General features: G+C 65.5%; 16 protein-coding genes and 2 tRNA genes. 14 read left to right on the top strand and 4 right to left on the bottom strand.

Going from position 1 to position 15,977, the window contains the following annotated elements:
- Nucleotides 1-4 precede the first annotated feature (4 nt).
- A complete protein-coding gene (locus HOP58_RS08415; RefSeq protein ID WP_141638679.1) occupies nucleotides 5-496 on the bottom strand; it encodes a hypothetical protein in 492 nt (163 codons plus the stop codon).
- 327 nt (nucleotides 497-823) lie between these two features.
- Between HOP58_RS08415 and HOP58_RS08420 the strand changes: the two genes are divergently transcribed.
- A complete protein-coding gene (locus HOP58_RS08420) occupies nucleotides 824-1,618 on the top strand; it encodes a crotonase/enoyl-CoA hydratase family protein (RefSeq protein ID WP_234252687.1) in 795 nt (264 codons plus the stop codon).
- Between the two features lie 9 nt (nucleotides 1,619-1,627).
- Nucleotides 1,628-3,496 carry a DEAD/DEAH box helicase gene (locus tag HOP58_RS08425; protein ID WP_338073318.1) on the top strand — a complete coding sequence of 623 codons (1,869 nt, stop codon included), beginning with the start codon at nucleotides 1,628-1,630 and terminating at the stop codon, nucleotides 3,494-3,496.
- Nucleotides 3,497-3,525: 29 nt separating this feature from the next.
- On the opposite strand, the gene HOP58_RS08430 is transcribed toward HOP58_RS08425, so the two are convergent.
- On the bottom strand, nucleotides 3,526-4,119 hold the full coding sequence (locus tag HOP58_RS08430; RefSeq protein ID WP_234252688.1) for a polymer-forming cytoskeletal protein: 594 nt from the start codon (nucleotides 4,117-4,119) through the stop codon (nucleotides 3,526-3,528).
- 270 nt (nucleotides 4,120-4,389) lie between these two features.
- On the opposite strand from HOP58_RS08430, the gene HOP58_RS08435 reads away from it, so the two are divergent.
- The 7 genes from HOP58_RS08435 (at nucleotide 4,390) to nadA (ending at nucleotide 9,380) form a co-directional block, all read left to right on the top strand.
- Nucleotides 4,390-4,992, top strand: coding sequence for a polymer-forming cytoskeletal protein (locus tag HOP58_RS08435; protein ID WP_234252689.1), 603 nt, complete (start codon nucleotides 4,390-4,392; stop codon nucleotides 4,990-4,992).
- A gap of 66 nt (nucleotides 4,993-5,058) precedes the next feature.
- Nucleotides 5,059-6,078 carry a ScpA family protein gene (locus HOP58_RS08440; protein WP_234260096.1) on the top strand — a complete coding sequence of 340 codons (1,020 nt, stop codon included), beginning with the start codon at nucleotides 5,059-5,061 and terminating at the stop codon, nucleotides 6,076-6,078.
- Nucleotides 6,075-6,974: an SMC-Scp complex subunit ScpB gene (gene scpB / locus HOP58_RS08445; protein ID WP_234252691.1), complete on the top strand. Its 900-nt coding sequence runs from the start codon at nucleotides 6,075-6,077 to the stop codon at nucleotides 6,972-6,974. Before HOP58_RS08440 ends, scpB begins: the two co-directional genes overlap by 4 nt.
- The gene (rluB, locus tag HOP58_RS08450; protein WP_010629738.1) at nucleotides 6,971-7,837 is read left to right on the top strand and encodes a 23S rRNA pseudouridine(2605) synthase RluB; all 867 of its coding nucleotides are present in this window, start codon (nucleotides 6,971-6,973) and stop codon (nucleotides 7,835-7,837) included. Before scpB ends, rluB begins: the two co-directional genes overlap by 4 nt.
- Before the next feature lie 111 nt (nucleotides 7,838-7,948).
- Nucleotides 7,949-8,024, top strand: a tRNA-Lys gene (locus tag HOP58_RS08455).
- A gap of 31 nt (nucleotides 8,025-8,055) precedes the next feature.
- Nucleotides 8,056-8,131, top strand: a tRNA-Lys gene (locus HOP58_RS08460).
- Between the two features lie 229 nt (nucleotides 8,132-8,360).
- Complete coding sequence (gene nadA / locus HOP58_RS08465) at nucleotides 8,361-9,380, top strand: quinolinate synthase NadA (RefSeq protein WP_010629737.1); 1,020 nt, start codon at nucleotides 8,361-8,363, stop codon at nucleotides 9,378-9,380.
- Nucleotides 9,381-9,584: 204 nt separating this feature from the next.
- On the opposite strand, the gene HOP58_RS08470 is transcribed toward nadA, so the two are convergent.
- Nucleotides 9,585-11,042 carry a M48 family metalloprotease gene (locus HOP58_RS08470; protein WP_234252692.1) on the bottom strand — a complete coding sequence of 486 codons (1,458 nt, stop codon included), beginning with the start codon at nucleotides 11,040-11,042 and terminating at the stop codon, nucleotides 9,585-9,587.
- Nucleotides 11,043-11,176: 134 nt separating this feature from the next.
- Between HOP58_RS08470 and HOP58_RS08475 the strand changes: the two genes are divergently transcribed.
- Together HOP58_RS08475 and HOP58_RS08480 are read left to right on the top strand one after the other, a co-directional pair.
- On the top strand, nucleotides 11,177-11,425 hold the full coding sequence (locus HOP58_RS08475) for a sulfurtransferase TusA family protein (RefSeq protein WP_010629735.1): 249 nt from the start codon (nucleotides 11,177-11,179) through the stop codon (nucleotides 11,423-11,425).
- Nucleotides 11,422-12,531: an AI-2E family transporter gene (locus HOP58_RS08480; protein ID WP_010629734.1), complete on the top strand. Its 1,110-nt coding sequence runs from the start codon at nucleotides 11,422-11,424 to the stop codon at nucleotides 12,529-12,531. Before HOP58_RS08475 ends, HOP58_RS08480 begins: the two co-directional genes overlap by 4 nt.
- Before the next feature lie 57 nt (nucleotides 12,532-12,588).
- On the opposite strand, the gene HOP58_RS08485 is transcribed toward HOP58_RS08480, so the two are convergent.
- A complete protein-coding gene (locus HOP58_RS08485; RefSeq protein WP_010629733.1) occupies nucleotides 12,589-13,065 on the bottom strand; it encodes a peroxiredoxin in 477 nt (158 codons plus the stop codon).
- 191 nt (nucleotides 13,066-13,256) lie between these two features.
- On the opposite strand from HOP58_RS08485, the gene dapA reads away from it, so the two are divergent.
- The 3 genes from dapA to HOP58_RS08500 are packed head-to-tail and all read left to right on the top strand — an operon-like array spanning nucleotide 13,257 to nucleotide 15,969.
- The gene (gene dapA / locus HOP58_RS08490; RefSeq protein WP_010629732.1) at nucleotides 13,257-14,141 is read left to right on the top strand and encodes a 4-hydroxy-tetrahydrodipicolinate synthase; all 885 of its coding nucleotides are present in this window, start codon (nucleotides 13,257-13,259) and stop codon (nucleotides 14,139-14,141) included.
- 50 nt (nucleotides 14,142-14,191) lie between these two features.
- Entirely contained in the window at nucleotides 14,192-15,163 is a 972-nt protein-coding gene (locus HOP58_RS08495) for a hypothetical protein (RefSeq protein ID WP_026038272.1), read from the top strand.
- Nucleotides 15,163-15,969: an MBL fold metallo-hydrolase gene (locus tag HOP58_RS08500; RefSeq protein ID WP_234260097.1), complete on the top strand. Its 807-nt coding sequence runs from the start codon at nucleotides 15,163-15,165 to the stop codon at nucleotides 15,967-15,969. The genes HOP58_RS08495 and HOP58_RS08500 overlap by 1 nt, the downstream gene beginning before the upstream one ends.
- The last annotated feature ends 8 nt before the right edge of the window (nucleotides 15,970-15,977 follow it).

Genomic DNA, 15,977 nt, shown 5'->3' on the forward strand with positions numbered 1-15,977 from the left:
GCCCTCAGGCGCGCTGTTCCATCTGCCTCGGTTCGCTGCGTGAGGCGACGAAGCCCTCCAGTACCACATGCTCTGCCTGCTTCTGCTTGATGATCGCTGTCTGCGCCGGGTACAGCGCCGTCACGGTGCTGGCTTCGCGCAGATGCTTGTGGAAATGCAGAGAGTGCTCGGCATCGATGATCGCCTGGGTCAGGGTCTCGTGTGCCTGAAGCGGTGTATCGATGAACAAGGGCGGTGACATGACCTGTGCTGCCTGTTTGGCAGGGTCGTCCGGCAGGCCCAGTTGATGCGAAAGACGGCGCAGCTCCTCGACACGCATTTCGCACTGGATGCCGAGTGAGGCCATCAGGCGGCTCACGGAGGTGTCGAAGGGTAGAAAGCTGAAGGCAAGCCTTCGGTACCGGGTCACCTCGGCGCGTTCATGGGCATCGGCGAGTGCCAACAGCTCATCCAGCACCAGGGTCCGCCTGGCGATCGTTATTGGTCTTTCTGGCATGGCAGTGTCCTCTTGTCGGAGGCTGAGCATCGGCTGCATCCCTGCTGATTCCGCAGCGCTGGAATGATGCTCGGATAGTGCCCCCAGTTTGCATGACCTTCATCAAGTTTCGCGACGTTTAGGTCTGAAGAACCAGTGATTCCATCCACCGGTGTGACGCGAACCACCCGTATCCCCATCGCCCTTGGGTGGTCTCGTCCGACACGGCACTGAGTTTTCACTATAGTCGAACTACGGAAGAATCCATCGAAGAAAAATGAAACGAAGGTTTGACAACTGTAGCCGTCGCGCCAGACTGCCGGGACCAACGACAAGAGGCTGCGAGGCATGACCAGAGAAGTCTTTCATGAGCGGGTGACGCTGGAATTTCAGGATCATGTCGCCGAGGTGACGTTGGTGCGACCCCGTGAGCACAACGGCCTCGATTGGGCGATGATCGACGCCCTGCTGGCGGCGCAGCAGTACCTGGCCGAACTCGAGGGGCTGCGCGCCGTCGTGCTGCAGGGCGAGGGGGAGAGCTTCTGCGCCGGGCTCGACATGGCCACCATCATGTCTCGTCCCGAACGGCTGCCCTCGCTGCTGGCACCCGATGAGCACGGCATCAATCCGGTACAGCGTCTGGCGCTGGGTTGGCGCGATGCCGGCGTGCCGGTGATCGCTGCACTGCAAGGACACGTCTACGGCGGCGGGCTGCAGATCGCCCTGGCCGCCGATGTTCGCGTGGTGCATCCCGAGGCCCGGCTGGCACTGCTGGAGATCGTCTGGGGCATCATTCCCGATATGGGCATCAGCGTGACAGGCGAGACGATTCGTAGCGACGTGCTGCGAGAGCTGGCCTGGACCGGGCGCAAGGTGAGCGCTGAGGAAGCCGTTGCGCTGGGTCTCGCCACGCGTCTGGCCGATGACCCGCGGCGTACCGCGCGAGACATCGCCACGGCGGTGGCGGCGCGCTCGCCCAGAGCGGTGGCTGCAGCGCGAGAGCTCTTCATCCGCGCCCCCGCCATGTCAGAGCGCGAGCGCCTGGCGCTGGAGGCCAGCCTGCAGCGCGGCCTGCTCGGCGGCGAGGAGCAACTGGAAGCGGTGGCGGCCAGGATGGCCGGCCGCGAGCCGCGCTTCACCTGACCTGAGCACGTGACAACCGCCACTCCACCTGACACTGCCGCCCCTTCGCTGCGCCCCTACCAGCAGGAGGCGGTGCGCCGCGTGGTGACCCATTTCCGTACCAGCGACGAGCCGGCGGTGGTGGTGCTACCCACCGGCAGCGGCAAGTCGCTGGTCATCGCCGAGCTGGCGCGGCTCGCCCGCGGGCGGGTGCTGGTGCTGGCCCACGTGCGCGAGCTGGTGGAGCAGAACCATGCCAAGTACCTGGCCTATGGCCACGAGGCGGACATCTTCAGTGCCGGCCTGGGGCGCAAGGAGAGCACCCGCCAGGTGGTGTTCGGTTCGGTACAGTCGGTAGTGCGCAACCTGGGGTTGTTCGACGACAGTAATTTCACTCTGCTGGTGATCGATGAGTGCCACCGCGTCGCGCCGGACAAGGACGCCAGCTATCGTCGCGTGATCGAAGCGCTCAGGCAGGCCAATCCGCGGCTCAAGGTGCTGGGCCTCACTGCCACGCCCTATCGCCTGGGCCAAGGCTTCATCTATTACCGTCACCACCACGGCATGGTGCGGGGTGACGACGACTGCTTCTTTCGCGACTGCGTGTTCGAGCAGCCGCTGCGGCTGATGGTCAAGCAGGGCTATCTGGCCGAACCCAGGCGCGTGGATGCCGCCGTCGAGCGCTACGACTTTTCCGCGCTGGTGCCGGGGGCGGGCGGTTTGTTCCGGGAAGAGGAGCTCAACCGGGTGGCGGCGGGCAATCGCGCCACGCCGGGTATCGTCGCCGAAATCGTCGAGCGTGCCCGCAGCCGTCAGGGCGTGATGCTGTTCGCCGCCAGCGTGGCCCATGCCGAGGAGGTGCTTGGCTATCTGCCGGCCGCCGAGGCAGCGCTGATCACCGGCGAAACGCCATTGCGGGAGCGCGAGCGCATCATCGCCGCCTTCAAGGCCCGTGAGCTCAAGTACCTGGTCAACGTGGCGGTGCTCACCACCGGCTTCGACGCGCCACATGTCGATCTGATCGCCATTCTGCGGCCCACCGAGTCGGTGAGTCTCTACCAGCAGATCGTCGGTCGCGGCCTGCGCCTAGCCCCTGGCAAGCGCGACTGTCTGATCCTCGATTACGCCGGCAACCCGTGGGATCTCTACGCGCCGGAAGTGGGCAGCCCGCGCCCGGCCTCGGACACCGAGCCGGTACAGGTCGAATGCCCCGCCTGCGGCCACGCCAACCTGTTCTGGGGCCGCAAGGAGGGCGAGATCGTCATCGAGCACTTCGGGCGGCGCTGTCAGGGGCTCGTTGAACGCGAAAAAACAGCAACGACAGCGGATGGCGCTGATAGAAAGCATGGCGCGGCTTCGGGCGCCGATAGAAAGCAGGGCGCGGCTTCGGGCGCCTGTAAACAGTATCAGTGCTCGTTTCGCTTCCGCTTCAAGGTGTGCGGCGAGTGTGGTGCCGAGAACGACATTGCCGCGCGGCGCTGCCACGGCTGCCAGACCCTGCTGGTCGACGCCGACGACAAGCTCAAGGAGGCGCTGCGCCTCAGGGATGCCCGGGTGCTGCGGGTGGCCGGCATGCAGCTCGAGGCCACCGTCAACGGCCGCGGGTTGCCGCGGCTCAAGGTCACCTACCACGACGAGGACGGGACGAGCCTGAGCGAGTGGTTCGCCCTGGAAACCCGGGCTCAGCGCGCCGCCTTCGCTGCGGTGTTCCTGCGCCATCACCTGCGTGCGCCAGGCACGCGCTGGCAGCCGCTGAGCGCCGAGGAGGTCATCGCCGAGCGTCGGCGCCTGCGCCATCCCGATTTCGTGGTGGGGCGCAAGGTGGGGCGCCACTGGCAGGTGCGCGAAAAGCTGTTCGACTATACCGGGCGCTATCGCAAGGCCGAGGAGGTGGAGTGAGGCCGGCACTCACGCCGCGGAAGGCGCGATCAGGTCGAGCTTTCCGCCTGCCGGGCATCGTCCGCCAGCTCCGGGGCGCTGTAGGGCTCATCGGCGACGCTTGCCGCTGCGCCGCCTTCATCGATCTTGAGCGATGGGGTGGAGCGAGGCTGTCGGCTGGCGGCGGGCTCGCCGAATGCTCTCTTGAGCAGCTCGTGCTCGGGATCCATGTCGATACTGCCCTGGAAGGTGCTGCCGTCTTCGAGCATCAGGCATGGCGCGACGATCATGCCTCTGACACTGGCGCCCTTGTGAACCGTGGCGCGATGCGACGCCACGAGGTTGCCCTCGACTTCGCCTGAAACGTGCAGCGTGTGGGCGTAAACGTCACCGTTGACGCAACTACCGCTCCCCAGGGTGACGGTGTTCTGCTTGCAGGTGATGGTTCCCTGCACGTATCCCGCCACGGTCAGATCCTCATCGGCATCGATGTCGCCGTGCACGCGGGTGTGGCTACCGATGACCGACACGCTGGAGCGTGTCGTCGAGGTCTCCTGCCGAGCTGAGAGAGATTGGCCGCTGGCGGAGGCGACGACGTCCGCCGCGACGGCTTCCGGTTGACGAGTCTTTGTCTTGTGGAACACGCAAACCTCCTGGAGGTGAGAGTCTCGATACCCGGCGCCGTGAATCACGCTGCCCCTGGGTTCGGTATTTCCCCTATACTCGACCGATTCTCGTTCGTCGTCGTACCGAGCCCTTGGCGGGCATGGGGGCTGATCGAACATGGGTCGAACGAGCCTACCTCGCTTTCGGTGTCGGCAAAGCGTGGAGCTGGGCGGGATCCAAGGGGTATTTTTCGCTACCGTCCCCGCGGGCGGGGATCTATAAGAAAGCTCCAAGGTATGGAGAAGGGCATGGGCATTCAGACATGGTTCATCTTTCTCGGCGTGGCCGCCATGACGCTGATCGTCTGGGATGGCAGACGGCGCAAGGGCCGGCGCCGTGCAGCGGACGCCGGCTCGTCGACGGAGCTCGCAGCGCCCCTGCCGGTTGTTCAGGCAAACCAGCAGGCGGCTGTACCGGTGAGCGAACCGACGGACGGGGCGGTCAGGGCCGAGGTGCGGAGAACGGTCGTGCCGCATGTTGAAGAGGGCAGCCGCATCGGCATGGCAACTCGTGTGCTGGGCAATCTTATCGCTCGCGAGCCGGTCGTGATCAAGGGCAGCATAGAGGGCGCCGTCATCGCCCAGGACCATCATGTCATGGTGACGATGAGCGGCAGGGTATCCTCACACTTGGAAGGTCGCGAGGTCAGCGTCGATGGGCAGGTGGCGGGCGTGGTCAAGGCCGGGGACAAGCTCACGCTGCTGTCGCGGGCTCGCGTCGAGGGGAGCCTGGCGGCCGAGCGTCTCGAGTGCCTCGCCGGTGCCCACATCCGAGGGGAAGTCGCGGCGCTGGGGCTGTCCGGTGGGGCAACGCTGGTGGCCTGTGCCCAGGCCGAGCCGGGCTTACCCTGATCCTGCACTCTTGCTAGACTGAGTGATCGACCTTCAGACCAGCCCAGCCGAGAGGCCAGCCCCCGCGTGAGCGAGACGCCCCCCACGGCTGTTGCCGAGCAGCCGGCCGCGAGCGACGCCGAGACCCAGTCGGCGGTGATGGCGCGGCTGTTCGACGAGCCGATCACCGAGCTTCCCGAGGATCTCTACATCCCGCCGGAGGCGCTGCGCATCTTCCTCGAAGCGTTCGAGGGGCCGCTCGACCTGTTGCTCTATCTCATTCGCCGCCAAAATCTGGATATCCTGGCCATCGACGTGGCAGCCATCACGCGCCAGTACATCGAGTACGTGGAGCTGATGAAGGCGATGGAGATCGAACTGGCAGGGGAGTACCTGCTGATGGCGGCGATGCTGGCCGAAATCAAGTCGCGCACCTTGCTGCCGCGCCCCCCGAAAGAGGGGGGCGACGAGGCGGAGGAGGACCCCCGCGCCGAATTGATCCGCCGCCTGCAGGAATACGAGCAGCTCAAGAGTGCTGCCGAGGCGCTGGCCGAGCTGCCGCGGGTGGGGCGCGACTGGTTCCCGGCGCGGGCGGCGCTGCCGCCATTGCAGGCCCGGGTGATCCATCCCGAGGTGGAGCTCGACGAGCTGCTCGGTGCGCTGGCCGGCATCCTGCGTCGTGCCGAGCTCAACCAGGCTCACCAGGTGGGGCGCGAAGTGCTCTCGACCCGGGAGCGCATGTTGGCCATCATGGATCGCCTGAACCACGAACACTACACCCCCTTCGAGGCACTGTTCACGCTGGAGGAGGGGCGCGCGGGGGTGATCGTCACCTTCATGGCCATACTCGAGCTGGCCAAGGAAGCAATGATCGAGATCGTGCAGAATGCGCCGCTGTCGCCGATCCACGTGCGCGCCCGGGCGCCGCGGGAGTACAGCGAGGAAGCGGCCTTTGACGACGATGGGGCCGACGTCGAAAGTCCCTTTGCCGAAAGTCCTTTTGTCGAGAGTCCCTGTGCCGAAGGGCCCGATTTTGAGGAGCCCGGTTTTGAAGAGTCAGGCGCCGAAAGGGAGGAGAGCATGTCCCGGGGAGATGACTGCTCATGACCGCCATGGAGCTGCCCGACAGCCTCGATGAAATTCTCGAGGCGGCACTGCTGGCAGCGGCCGAGCCGCTGTCGCTGGAGCGGCTCGAGGGTCTGTTCGACGACCATGAGCGGCCTCAGCGGCGCAGCCTGCGCGAGGCGCTCGAGCGGGTGGGGCTGCGCCACGAGCGGGGGGCGCTCGAGCTGATCGAAACCGCTTCTGGCTACCAGTTGCGCATTCGTCCACGGCTTTCGCCCTGGGTGTCGCGGCTGTGGGATGAGCGCCCGCAGCGCTATTCCCGGGCGCTGCTGGAGACTCTGGCGCTGATCGCCTATCGTCAGCCGGTGACCCGCGGCGATATCGAGGAGGTGCGCGGTGTGGCGGTGAGTAGTTCGATCATGCGCACCCTGGCCGAACGCGGCTGGATTCGCGTGGTCGGACAGCGTGACGTGCCCGGGCGGCCGGCGGTTTACGCCACCACGCGGCAGTTCCTCGACGACTTCGGTCTCAAGACCCTGGACGAGCTGCCGCCCATGCATGAACTCAAGGGCATGGCCGAGCCGCTGTTCGAGGACGAGGCGCCGCCACCGCCCAGCCCCCTGCTGGAGCAGGCCGGCGAGGCGGCGAGCGGTGACGAGGATGAAACCGAGGACGTTACGCTCGACGACATCGAAGACGATTCGTTCGACGACGAGGCGTTCGACGACGAACCCATGGACGAGCGTATCGCCGCAGAGGCTACGCTTGACCCAACGACGGCCGGGATGGCCGACGAAACACACGCCGGGAAGGCGTCCGACAGGCCGGGACTGAGCTTCGCCGATCTCGAAGCGCGCCTGGCCGAACGTGCCCGCACCAGCGTCGACGATGACGGCGGAGCGGGGGCGGAATCCACCGTAGACGAGAAGTCAGAATGACGAGCAACACGGAAAAACTGCAGAAGGTTCTGGCCCGCGCCGGACTGGGCTCGCGCCGCGAGATGGAAGCGGCCATTGAGGCCGGTCGCGTCAAGGTCAACGGCAAGGTCGCCACTCTCGGCGACCGCATCGAGATGCGCGACCGCGTCAGCTTCGACGACCGCCCGGTGACCCTGCGCGGGGCCGAGGAGACGCCGCGCCGCGTGATCATGTACAACAAGCCGGAAGGCGAGCTGTGCACGCGCAAGGATCCGGAAGGCCGCCGCACGGTGTTCGAACGCCTGCCGCGCCTGAAGGGCGAGCGCTGGATCGCCATCGGCCGTCTCGACATCAACACCAGCGGCCTGCTGCTGTTCACCACCGACGGCGAGTTGGCCAACCGGCTGATGCATCCCAGCACCCAGGTCGAGCGCGAGTACGCCGTGCGCGTGATGGGGGAGGTGCGCAAGGAGCACGTGGTGGCCATGGTCGAGGGCGTGATGCTCGAAGACGGGCCGGCGCGTTTCACCGACGTCCAGGAGTTCGGCGGCGAAGGTATCAATACCTGGTTCCACGTGGTGATCACGGAAGGGCGCAACCGTGAGGTGCGGCGGCTGTGGGAGTCCCAGGGACTGACGGTGAGCCGGCTCAAGCGGGTGCGCTACGGCAACATCTTCCTCGACAAGCGGGCCAAGGCGGGGGAGTGGGTTGAGCTGTCCCAGGACGAGATCGACGACCTGGCGCTCTCCGCCGGCATGGAACCGCGCAAGGTGCCCGAGCTCACCCCGGATGAGAAGAACCGCTGGAGCCGCGACAAGAACAAGCGGCGCCCGGTGCAGGCGATGCGTAAGCCCAAGAGCACCAAGAGCCCCAAAGGGCGTTAGGCCTTGCATGAGAGCATGCCCGCGCTTTCCCGGCGCGGGCATGCTCGCCTAAAGTCAAAAAAGTCCTTGCCAGTGAAGGGTGTGATCAGTAATATCTGCACCCGTTCGGAAGGGTCGTTAGCTCAGTTGGTAGAGCAGTTGGCTTTTAACCAATTGGTCGTAGGTTCGAATCCTACACGACCCACCATTCCGGACCTGGAAGCTTGTTTGCAAGTGCTGGGTCGTTAGCTCAGTTGGTAGAGCAGTTGGCTTTTAACCAATTGGTCGTAGGTTCGAATCCTACACGACCCACCAGATTCCACGCCCCCGGCTCTTCGAGTCGGGGGCGTTTTTGTCATGGCTCTACCCTCGATAGTGTGATGTAGGCCAAGAGGTGGTGTAGAATAATAGGATGGGCTGCGATGGCGAGAGACGCCGACGACAGCCTCAGGCGCATCGCCCGTACGGAGCGTACGGTTCACGGTGCACCCGGTACACGCAGGGGGAGCCCCTGCCAGTCACGGTGGTAGACACGATGACGATCATGACTTCCCGAATCGAGGTGCGTGAACACCTCGCCCGCGCCTACTGTCCGACCCGTATTCCGGCCGAGGACGAGGCCCGTATCGACGAGATCAAGCGCCTGCTCGAGCTGCACAACGCGGTGCTCGTCGCTCATTACTATACCGACGATGCGATTCAGCAGCTGGCCGAGGAGACCGGCGGCTGCGTGGCCGACTCGCTGGAGATGGCCCGCTTCGGCGCGCGTCACGACGCCGACACCCTGGTGGTGGCCGGTGTGCGTTTCATGGGCGAGACAGCCAAGATCCTGTCGCCCGAGAAGCGTGTGCTGATGCCCACCCTGGAAGCGACCTGCTCGCTCGACATCGGCTGCCCGGCCGACGAGTTCAGCGCCTTCTGCGACCAGCACCCCGATCGTACCGTGGTGGTCTATGCCAACACCTCGGCGGCGGTGAAGGCACGTGCCGACTGGGTGGTGACCTCCTCCATCGCAGTGGACGTCATCGAGCATCTGCAGGCGCGCGGCGAGAAGATCCTGTGGGCACCGGACAAGCACCTGGGTGGCTACATCCAGCAGAAGACCGGTGCCGACATGCTGCTGTGGGACGGTGCCTGTATCGTCCACGAGGAGTTCAAGGCCAAGGGTATCGAGGACCTCAAGGCCCTCTACCCCGAAGCCGCCGTGCTGGTACACCCGGAGTCGCCGGCTTCGGTGGTGGCGCTGGCCGACGTGGCCGGTTCGACCTCGCAGCTGATCAAAGCGGCCAAAGAGCTGCCGAACGACAAGCTGATCGTGGCCACCGACCGCGGCATCTTCTTCAAGATGCAGCAGATGGTGCCCGAGAAGACCCTGTTCGAGGCGCCCACCGCCGGCAACGGCGCGACCTGCAAGAGCTGCGCCCACTGCCCGTGGATGGCGATGAACGCGCTCGACAACCTGGCCGGCGCCCTGCGCGAGGGCAGCGGCGAGATCTTCGTCGACGCCGAGCTGCGCCGGGCCGCGCTCAAGCCGCTGGAGCGCATGCTCAACTTCCAGAAGTAAAAAGACACGCCGCTTCCTGCCTTACGACCTCGAGGCCCGCGCACCAGCGCGGGCCTTGGCGTAAGGAGCGCTGAACAACCGCCGAGCGAGATGAAGCGCAAGGCGCACGGAGCACAGGAGCCGGAGCATATGGGGTATATGTGAGGATTCCGAGCACCGCGCAACGCAGCGATTCGCTCGCGCAGGCACTTGTGCAGTGTCTCCTTACCTGAATTTTTCCATTGTTTCGCGGTAACCAACAAAGGCCTCGCGCCGCTGCTCGATGCGCGCCAGGGCGTTGCTGTCGCCGCTTTGCTCGGCAACCTGACGCGCCACGTCGAGCTGGCGAATGGCGCGCTGGATGTCGCCGGTGAGCTGCATGTGCTCGGCCCGGGCCAGATGCCCCCAGGCCTCACGTCCGCTACGCCCGGCGGCTTCGGCAAGCAGGGCGAAGACCTGCGGATCCTCGGAGCGACGCTCGGAGAGGTCGCGCAGGATGCGATAGGCTTCGTTGGGGTCATGCTGCAGCAGCGCCTCGCCCAGGGTGCGGGTGGCCGGCATGTGGCCCGGCATCAGTCGCAGGATGCGTCGGCTGCGCTCGATGGCGTCTTCGTAGCGACCGGCCTGGAAGGCCACGTCGGCGGCGCTGGCAGGGATGATGGCCAGGTCGGGCAACTCCCGGGCGATGGCATCGAGCTGGCTGAGGGCGGTATCGGTCTGACCGTTGTGGGCGGCGATCAGTGCGTCCAGGTAGCGCCGCACAGCTTGGGGGGCGTCGCCCTGGGCCAGGCGGGTCGCCGCCTGCTGCGGATCGCGCTGATTCACCGCCAGCAGAGCCCTGGCGCGCACCAGGTGGTAGCTCGGGTCGCCCTCGCGAGGGCGGATGGCCTCGAGCTGCGAGGCGCGGGCTTCGGCGTCGCTGATACGCGATTCGGTCAGCGGGTGGGTGAGCAGGAACTCCGGCGGATTGCCGCCTTGCAGGCTCACCTGACGCTGCATGGCGCGGAACATCCTGACCATGGCTTCGGGGTCGAAGCCGGCCTGAGCCATGGTCTGCAGGCCGAGGCGGTCGGCCTCCTGCTCGAAGCGCCGCGAGTAGGCCAATTGATCTTGAATGAAGGCGGCCTGAGAGCCCATGGCGGCAGCGATGCCGGCATCGCCGCCGCCGCTGGCAGCGATCAGCATGCCGGCCAGCATCGCGGCCATGGCTGGCAGTTGGGTCTGCTCGGCGCGGGCCTGGCCGCGGGCATAGTGACGCTGCGACAGGTGGCCCAGCTCGTGGGCCAGCACCGAGGCGACTGCATCCTCCTCATCGGCGAAGGCGAACAGGCCGGCATTGACGCCGATCACCCCGCCCGGCACGGCGAAGGCATTGAGCGTCCGGCTGTCCACCAGTACCACCACCGAGCGAGTATCGGACAGGCCGCTGTGGGGCATCAGCCGGCCCAGCAGTGTTTCCACGTATTCCTGGGCGATGGGGTCTTGCCAGATAGGCGCCCGGGCATGGAACTGGCGCAGCCAGGCGCGACCCAGGCGAAACTCCTCGCCGGTCATGGCCTGGCTGGTGCCGGTCAGGCTGGGTAGACCATAGTCGTCCGTAGCAGTGGCAGGAGCGCCCAGGGTCAAGGCCAGCGTCAGGGCGGCAGCGCCAGCGGTCAGGCAGGTTCGGGTCTTGCGCAGCATGTGCCAGTCTCGTTCGAAGCGTCGGTCGGTTTCTCTCCGACATTGATTCGGCCTGCAAAGTGCCTTTAAATCTCAAGGGTTTTACGCTTTCCTGCAAGGCAGCGTGAACCATCGGCATTTTCCCGGGAGACGACATGGCTGTGCAACCTGATGATGTACTCGATGCCTGCGGCCTACCTTGTCCGCTGCCTCTGCTCAAGGCGAAGCAGGCGCTGGCCCGGCTGAAGCCCGGCCAGGTGCTCGAGATCATGGCGACCGATGCCGGCTCCTGGCGCGACTTCGAGACCTTTGCCGACAACAGTATTCATGAACTGTTGCAGCGCGAAGAGCGCGGCGAGGTTTACCACTACTGGCTGCGCAAGGGCGAGGAGCTCGCTTCATGACCTTGCGTGAGGTGTTCAAGGGCTGGATCGAGCACTACTTCTCGGACGAGGAAGCGGTGATCCTGTTGGTCCTGCTGGTGCTCGGCTTCGCCGTGGTGATCCTGTTCGGCCGCATGCTGGCGCCCTTCCTCACGGCGCTGGTGATCGCCTTTCTGCTGCAGGGCGGGGTCAATGCCCTGACCCGACAAGGCGTGCCCCATCTGCTGGCCGTGACGCTGATCTTCCTGGCCTTCATCGGGGTATTGCTGGCCCTGGCGTTCATCCTGATGCCGTTGATATGGAACCAGCTCGTGGGGCTGGTGCAGGAGACGCCACGTATCGTGGCCAGCGGGCAGCGCTGGCTCGATGACGTTCAGGAGCGTTATCCCACCCTGGTCACGCCGGATCAGGTGCAGGAGTGGATCGCGGTGGCGGGGCGTGAGCTGACCCAGTTCGGTCAGCGTGCCCTGACGCTTTCGCTGGCCTCGCTGGGCAACGTGCTGGCGCTGATCATCTACCTGGTACTGGTGCCGATTCTGGTGTTCTTCCTGCTCAAGGATCGCGAGCAACTGGTCGACTTCACGCTCTCGCTGCTGCCGCAGCAGCGTACGCTGATGACGCGCATCTGGCAGGAGATGGATACCCAGATCGCCAACTACGTACGCGGCAAGTTCGTCGAGATCATCATCGTCGGCACGGTGTCGTTCTTTACCTTCGCCTTCTTCGGCCTGCCCTATTCGGCACTGCTGGCCGTGCTGGTAGGGATCTCGGTGCTGGTGCCCTATATCGGTGCCGCCGTGGCCACCTTGCCGGTCGCCGCCGTGGCGGGGTTCCATTTCGGCATGAGCGAGCAGTTCCTCTATGTGCTGATCGCCTACGGCGTGATCCAGGCGCTGGACGGCAACGTGCTGGTGCCGATCCTGTTCTCCGAGGCGGTCAACCTGCATCCGGTGTCGATCATCGTGGCCGTGCTGTTCTTCGGTGGTATCTGGGGCTTCTGGGGCATCTTCTTTGCCATTCCGCTGGCGACGCTGCTCAAGGCGCTGGTGTATGCCTGGCCAAGGGGCATCCGGCAATACCACGACTCACAGCAGTCGGTGGAGCTGGAGCAATCCGCCGAGGAGTGATGGGCCAATGTCCGCCCGGCCACCGGCCGGGCGGAGCAAAACGCCCCTTGCGCTGTCTCACTTGCTGGCGTGGAGTTCCCGGGCGGCTTCCAGCACTTCCTGAGCGTGCCCATTGACCTTGACGCCGCGCCACTCGCGGGCGAGCTTGCCTTCGGCATCGATCAGGAAGGTGCTGCGTTCGATGCCGAGATGCTCCTTGCCGTAGAGCTTTTTCAGCTTGATGACGTCGAACAGCTTGCAGACTTCCTCGTCCTTGTCGGAAATCAGCTCGAAGTTGAAGGCCTGCTTGGTCTTGAAATTCTCCTGGGCGCGAATGCCATCCCGGGAAATGCCGAGGATGACCGTGTCGACGGCATCGAAGTCGGCCTTGCGGTCGCGAAAGTCGCCGCCCTCGGTGGTACAGCCGGGCGTGCTGGCCTTGGGGTAGAAGAAGATCACGACCTGACGCCCCTTGAACTGGCTGAGGGAGAGGGTGGTGTCGCCGGTGGCGGTGGCAGTGAAGTCGGGAACGGGCTGTCCGATGGCAAGCGTCATGACGCCTCCTGTGGTCGTTTGAAAGCGTTTCATTACACGCAGGTCGGCGTTCGCTGTCAAAGAGCCCGTCGGCGTGCTGTACAGGCCTGTGCGGCCTGAGTACCATTTACCCTTTGCTCGCGGCCGTGTCGAGCCATGGTCGTGGGTGCGGCAGAGCGCTATTGCGTGCTATTGCGTAGAGGAACGAGAGGATGATCACTGGCAGTATCGTCGCCCTGGCGACGCCGATGAAGGCCAATGGCGACATCGACTGGGAGGCGTTGCGCCGCTTGGTGAACTTCCACCTGGAGAACGGTACCGATGGCATCGTGGCAGCCGGCACCACCGGTGAGCCCACTACCATGTCGTTCGCCGAGCACTTCGACGTGATTCGCGCCGTGGTGGAAGAGGTCGACGGTCGCATTCCGGTGATCGCCGGCACCGGGGCCAACGCCACTTCCGAGGCCGTCGAGCTGGCTCGCTATGCCAGCGAAGTGGGTGCCGATTACTGCCTCTCGGTATGCCCCTACTACAACAAGCCAACCCAGGAAGGGCTCTATCGCCACTTCAAGGCCGTGGCGGAGGGCAGCCGCCTGCCGGTGATTCTCTACAACGTGCCCGGCCGCACCTGTTCCGATCTCTACAACGAGACCGTGATGCGCCTGGCCGAGGTCGACAACATCATCGGCCTCAAGGACGCCACCGGTAACCTTGAGCGCGCCGAGGATCTCATTTCACGGCTCAAGGGCAGCGGTTTCATGCTCTACTCCGGCGACGACAGCACCGCCTGCGAGTTCATGCTGATGGGCGGCAACGGTGACATCTCGGTCACTGCCAACGTGGCGCCCAAGGCCATGCATGAGCTGTGCGTGGCGGCGGTGGCCGGCGATGCCGACCGTGCGCACCAGATCAACACACGACTGATGCCGCTGCATACCAACCTGGGCATCGAGTCCAATCCGATACCGGTCAAATGGGCGCTGCACCGCATGGGGCTGATCGACCAGGGCATTCGTTTGCCGCTCACCTGGCTGTCCGGCAAATACCATGCGACGGTGGACGAGGCCCTGCAACTGGCCGGCGTGATCGACGATTGAGGCGAGTGGGAAGCCCCGCCGCCCTGAGAACCTGACTGCAAGGTGACTGCATGAATTCTGCGCTGAAATGGATGCCGCTGGTGGCCGTGGCCGCCCTGGCCACGGCCGGCTGCGCCCGCGAAGGCTTCTACGACGACCGCAACATCGACTACGTGAGCGCCCAGCGCAGCGCGCCTCTGGTATTGCCCGAAGGGCGTAACGAACAGCGCTATCGCGACGCCATGCCGGTGCCGCAAGCGCAGGGCAGCTTGCGCCCCAGCGACGATCGTTTCCGCGCCCCCAGCCCCACGCGCCTGGCTTCTGGCGGCGCGGTGGAGCGCGATTTCGTCGAGCGGCGTGAAATCGGTACCGACCAGTGGCTGGTGGTGGCGGCCGACCCGGGCATGGTGTGGCCGCAGCTGCAGGACTTCACCCGCGCTCGCGGGCTGCAGGTGCAGGCGAGCGACGATGCGCGCGGCGTACTGGAAACCGCCCAGGGCCGCCTGAGCGTACGTCAAGGGCTGCGCGCCGGTGACAGCGAAGTGCGCTGCGACCTGAACGGCCGTCCGGTGGCCGCCTGTCTGGATGCGCTGGAACAGCACTTCAGTGCCCGTAGCGCTACTGCCAGCGCCGCCTCCCTGGCCGGCCAGCAGATCGCCAGCGAAGACCGCCTGAGACTGGAGCAGCTTTCCAGCGGAGAGTGGGTGGTGCGCATTCCGCTCGACGTCGACCGCGTCTGGGCTGAACTGAACCACCAGTTGCAAGCCGACTTTGCCGTCGAGGGGCGGCGCGAGCTGCTCGAGCAGAACCCGCAGCAGCACGACTTCCTGGTCAACTACATGACCGTCTCGGAGCGTGGTCGTGGCTTCCTGCAGATCGCCTTGAGTCCCGACGTGCGCCAGATGCCCCAGGAGATCCGCCTTGTGCTCGAGGCCGAAGGTCCCGAACGCACCACCCTGCGGGCCGTCAACGAGAGCGAGCGACGCTTCAACGAAGAGGACGCCCGTGAGCTGCTCGAGCGGGTGTCGGGCCTGCTGCGCTGATGCCGCAAGGCAAGGGCGATACGCCGTTGTCGAGCGCTGGCAAGCTCAGCTTTGCCTCGCTCGGCAGCGGCAGCAAGGGCAACGCGACCCTGGTCAGCGACGGCGAGACCTCGGTGCTGGTGGATTGCGGTTTCGGCCTGCGCGAGACCGAGCGCCGGCTGGCACGTCTTGGTGTGCATCCGCGCCAGCTCGATGCGGTGCTGGTCACTCATGAGCACGGCGACCACCTGCGCGGCGTAGGGCCGCTGGCACGCCGCCATGGGGTGCCGGTCTACCTCACGCCGGGTACCTGGCTCTCCGGGCGTCTCGGCGAGGTGCCCCAGCGCCACTGGATCACGCCGCAGGCGCGCTTTGCCGTGAAGAGCCTGGTGATCGACCCGATCACGGTGCCCCACGACGCCCGTGAGCCGGTGCAGTTTCGCTTCGAATCCCGTGGCTGCCATCTGGGTGTATTGACCGATCTGGGCCATCCCAGCGAGCACGTCATCGAGGCATTCCGTGGTTGCGATGCCCTCATTCTCGAGTGCAACCACGATCGCCACATGCTCGAGATCGGCCCTTATCCGCCGCAGCTCAAGCGGCGCGTGGGCGGCAACTGGGGGCATCTGGCCAACATCCAGGCCGCGGCGCTGCTGCAGCATTTGGGGCTCGATCGCCTGCAGCGCATCGTCTGCTCGCATCTGTCCGAACACAACAACCGCCCCGAGCTGGCTCTCGAGGCACTCACGCCGCTGCTCGACGGCGATGCATCACGCCTGACGATTGCCGCCCAGGACAGCGGGCTGCAGTGGCAGGCGATCCGCTGAATTGCCAC

This window comes from Halomonas sp. MCCC 1A11062 (assembly GCF_021404355.1).
GTDB lineage: Bacteria > Pseudomonadota > Gammaproteobacteria > Pseudomonadales > Halomonadaceae > Halomonas > Halomonas aerodenitrificans.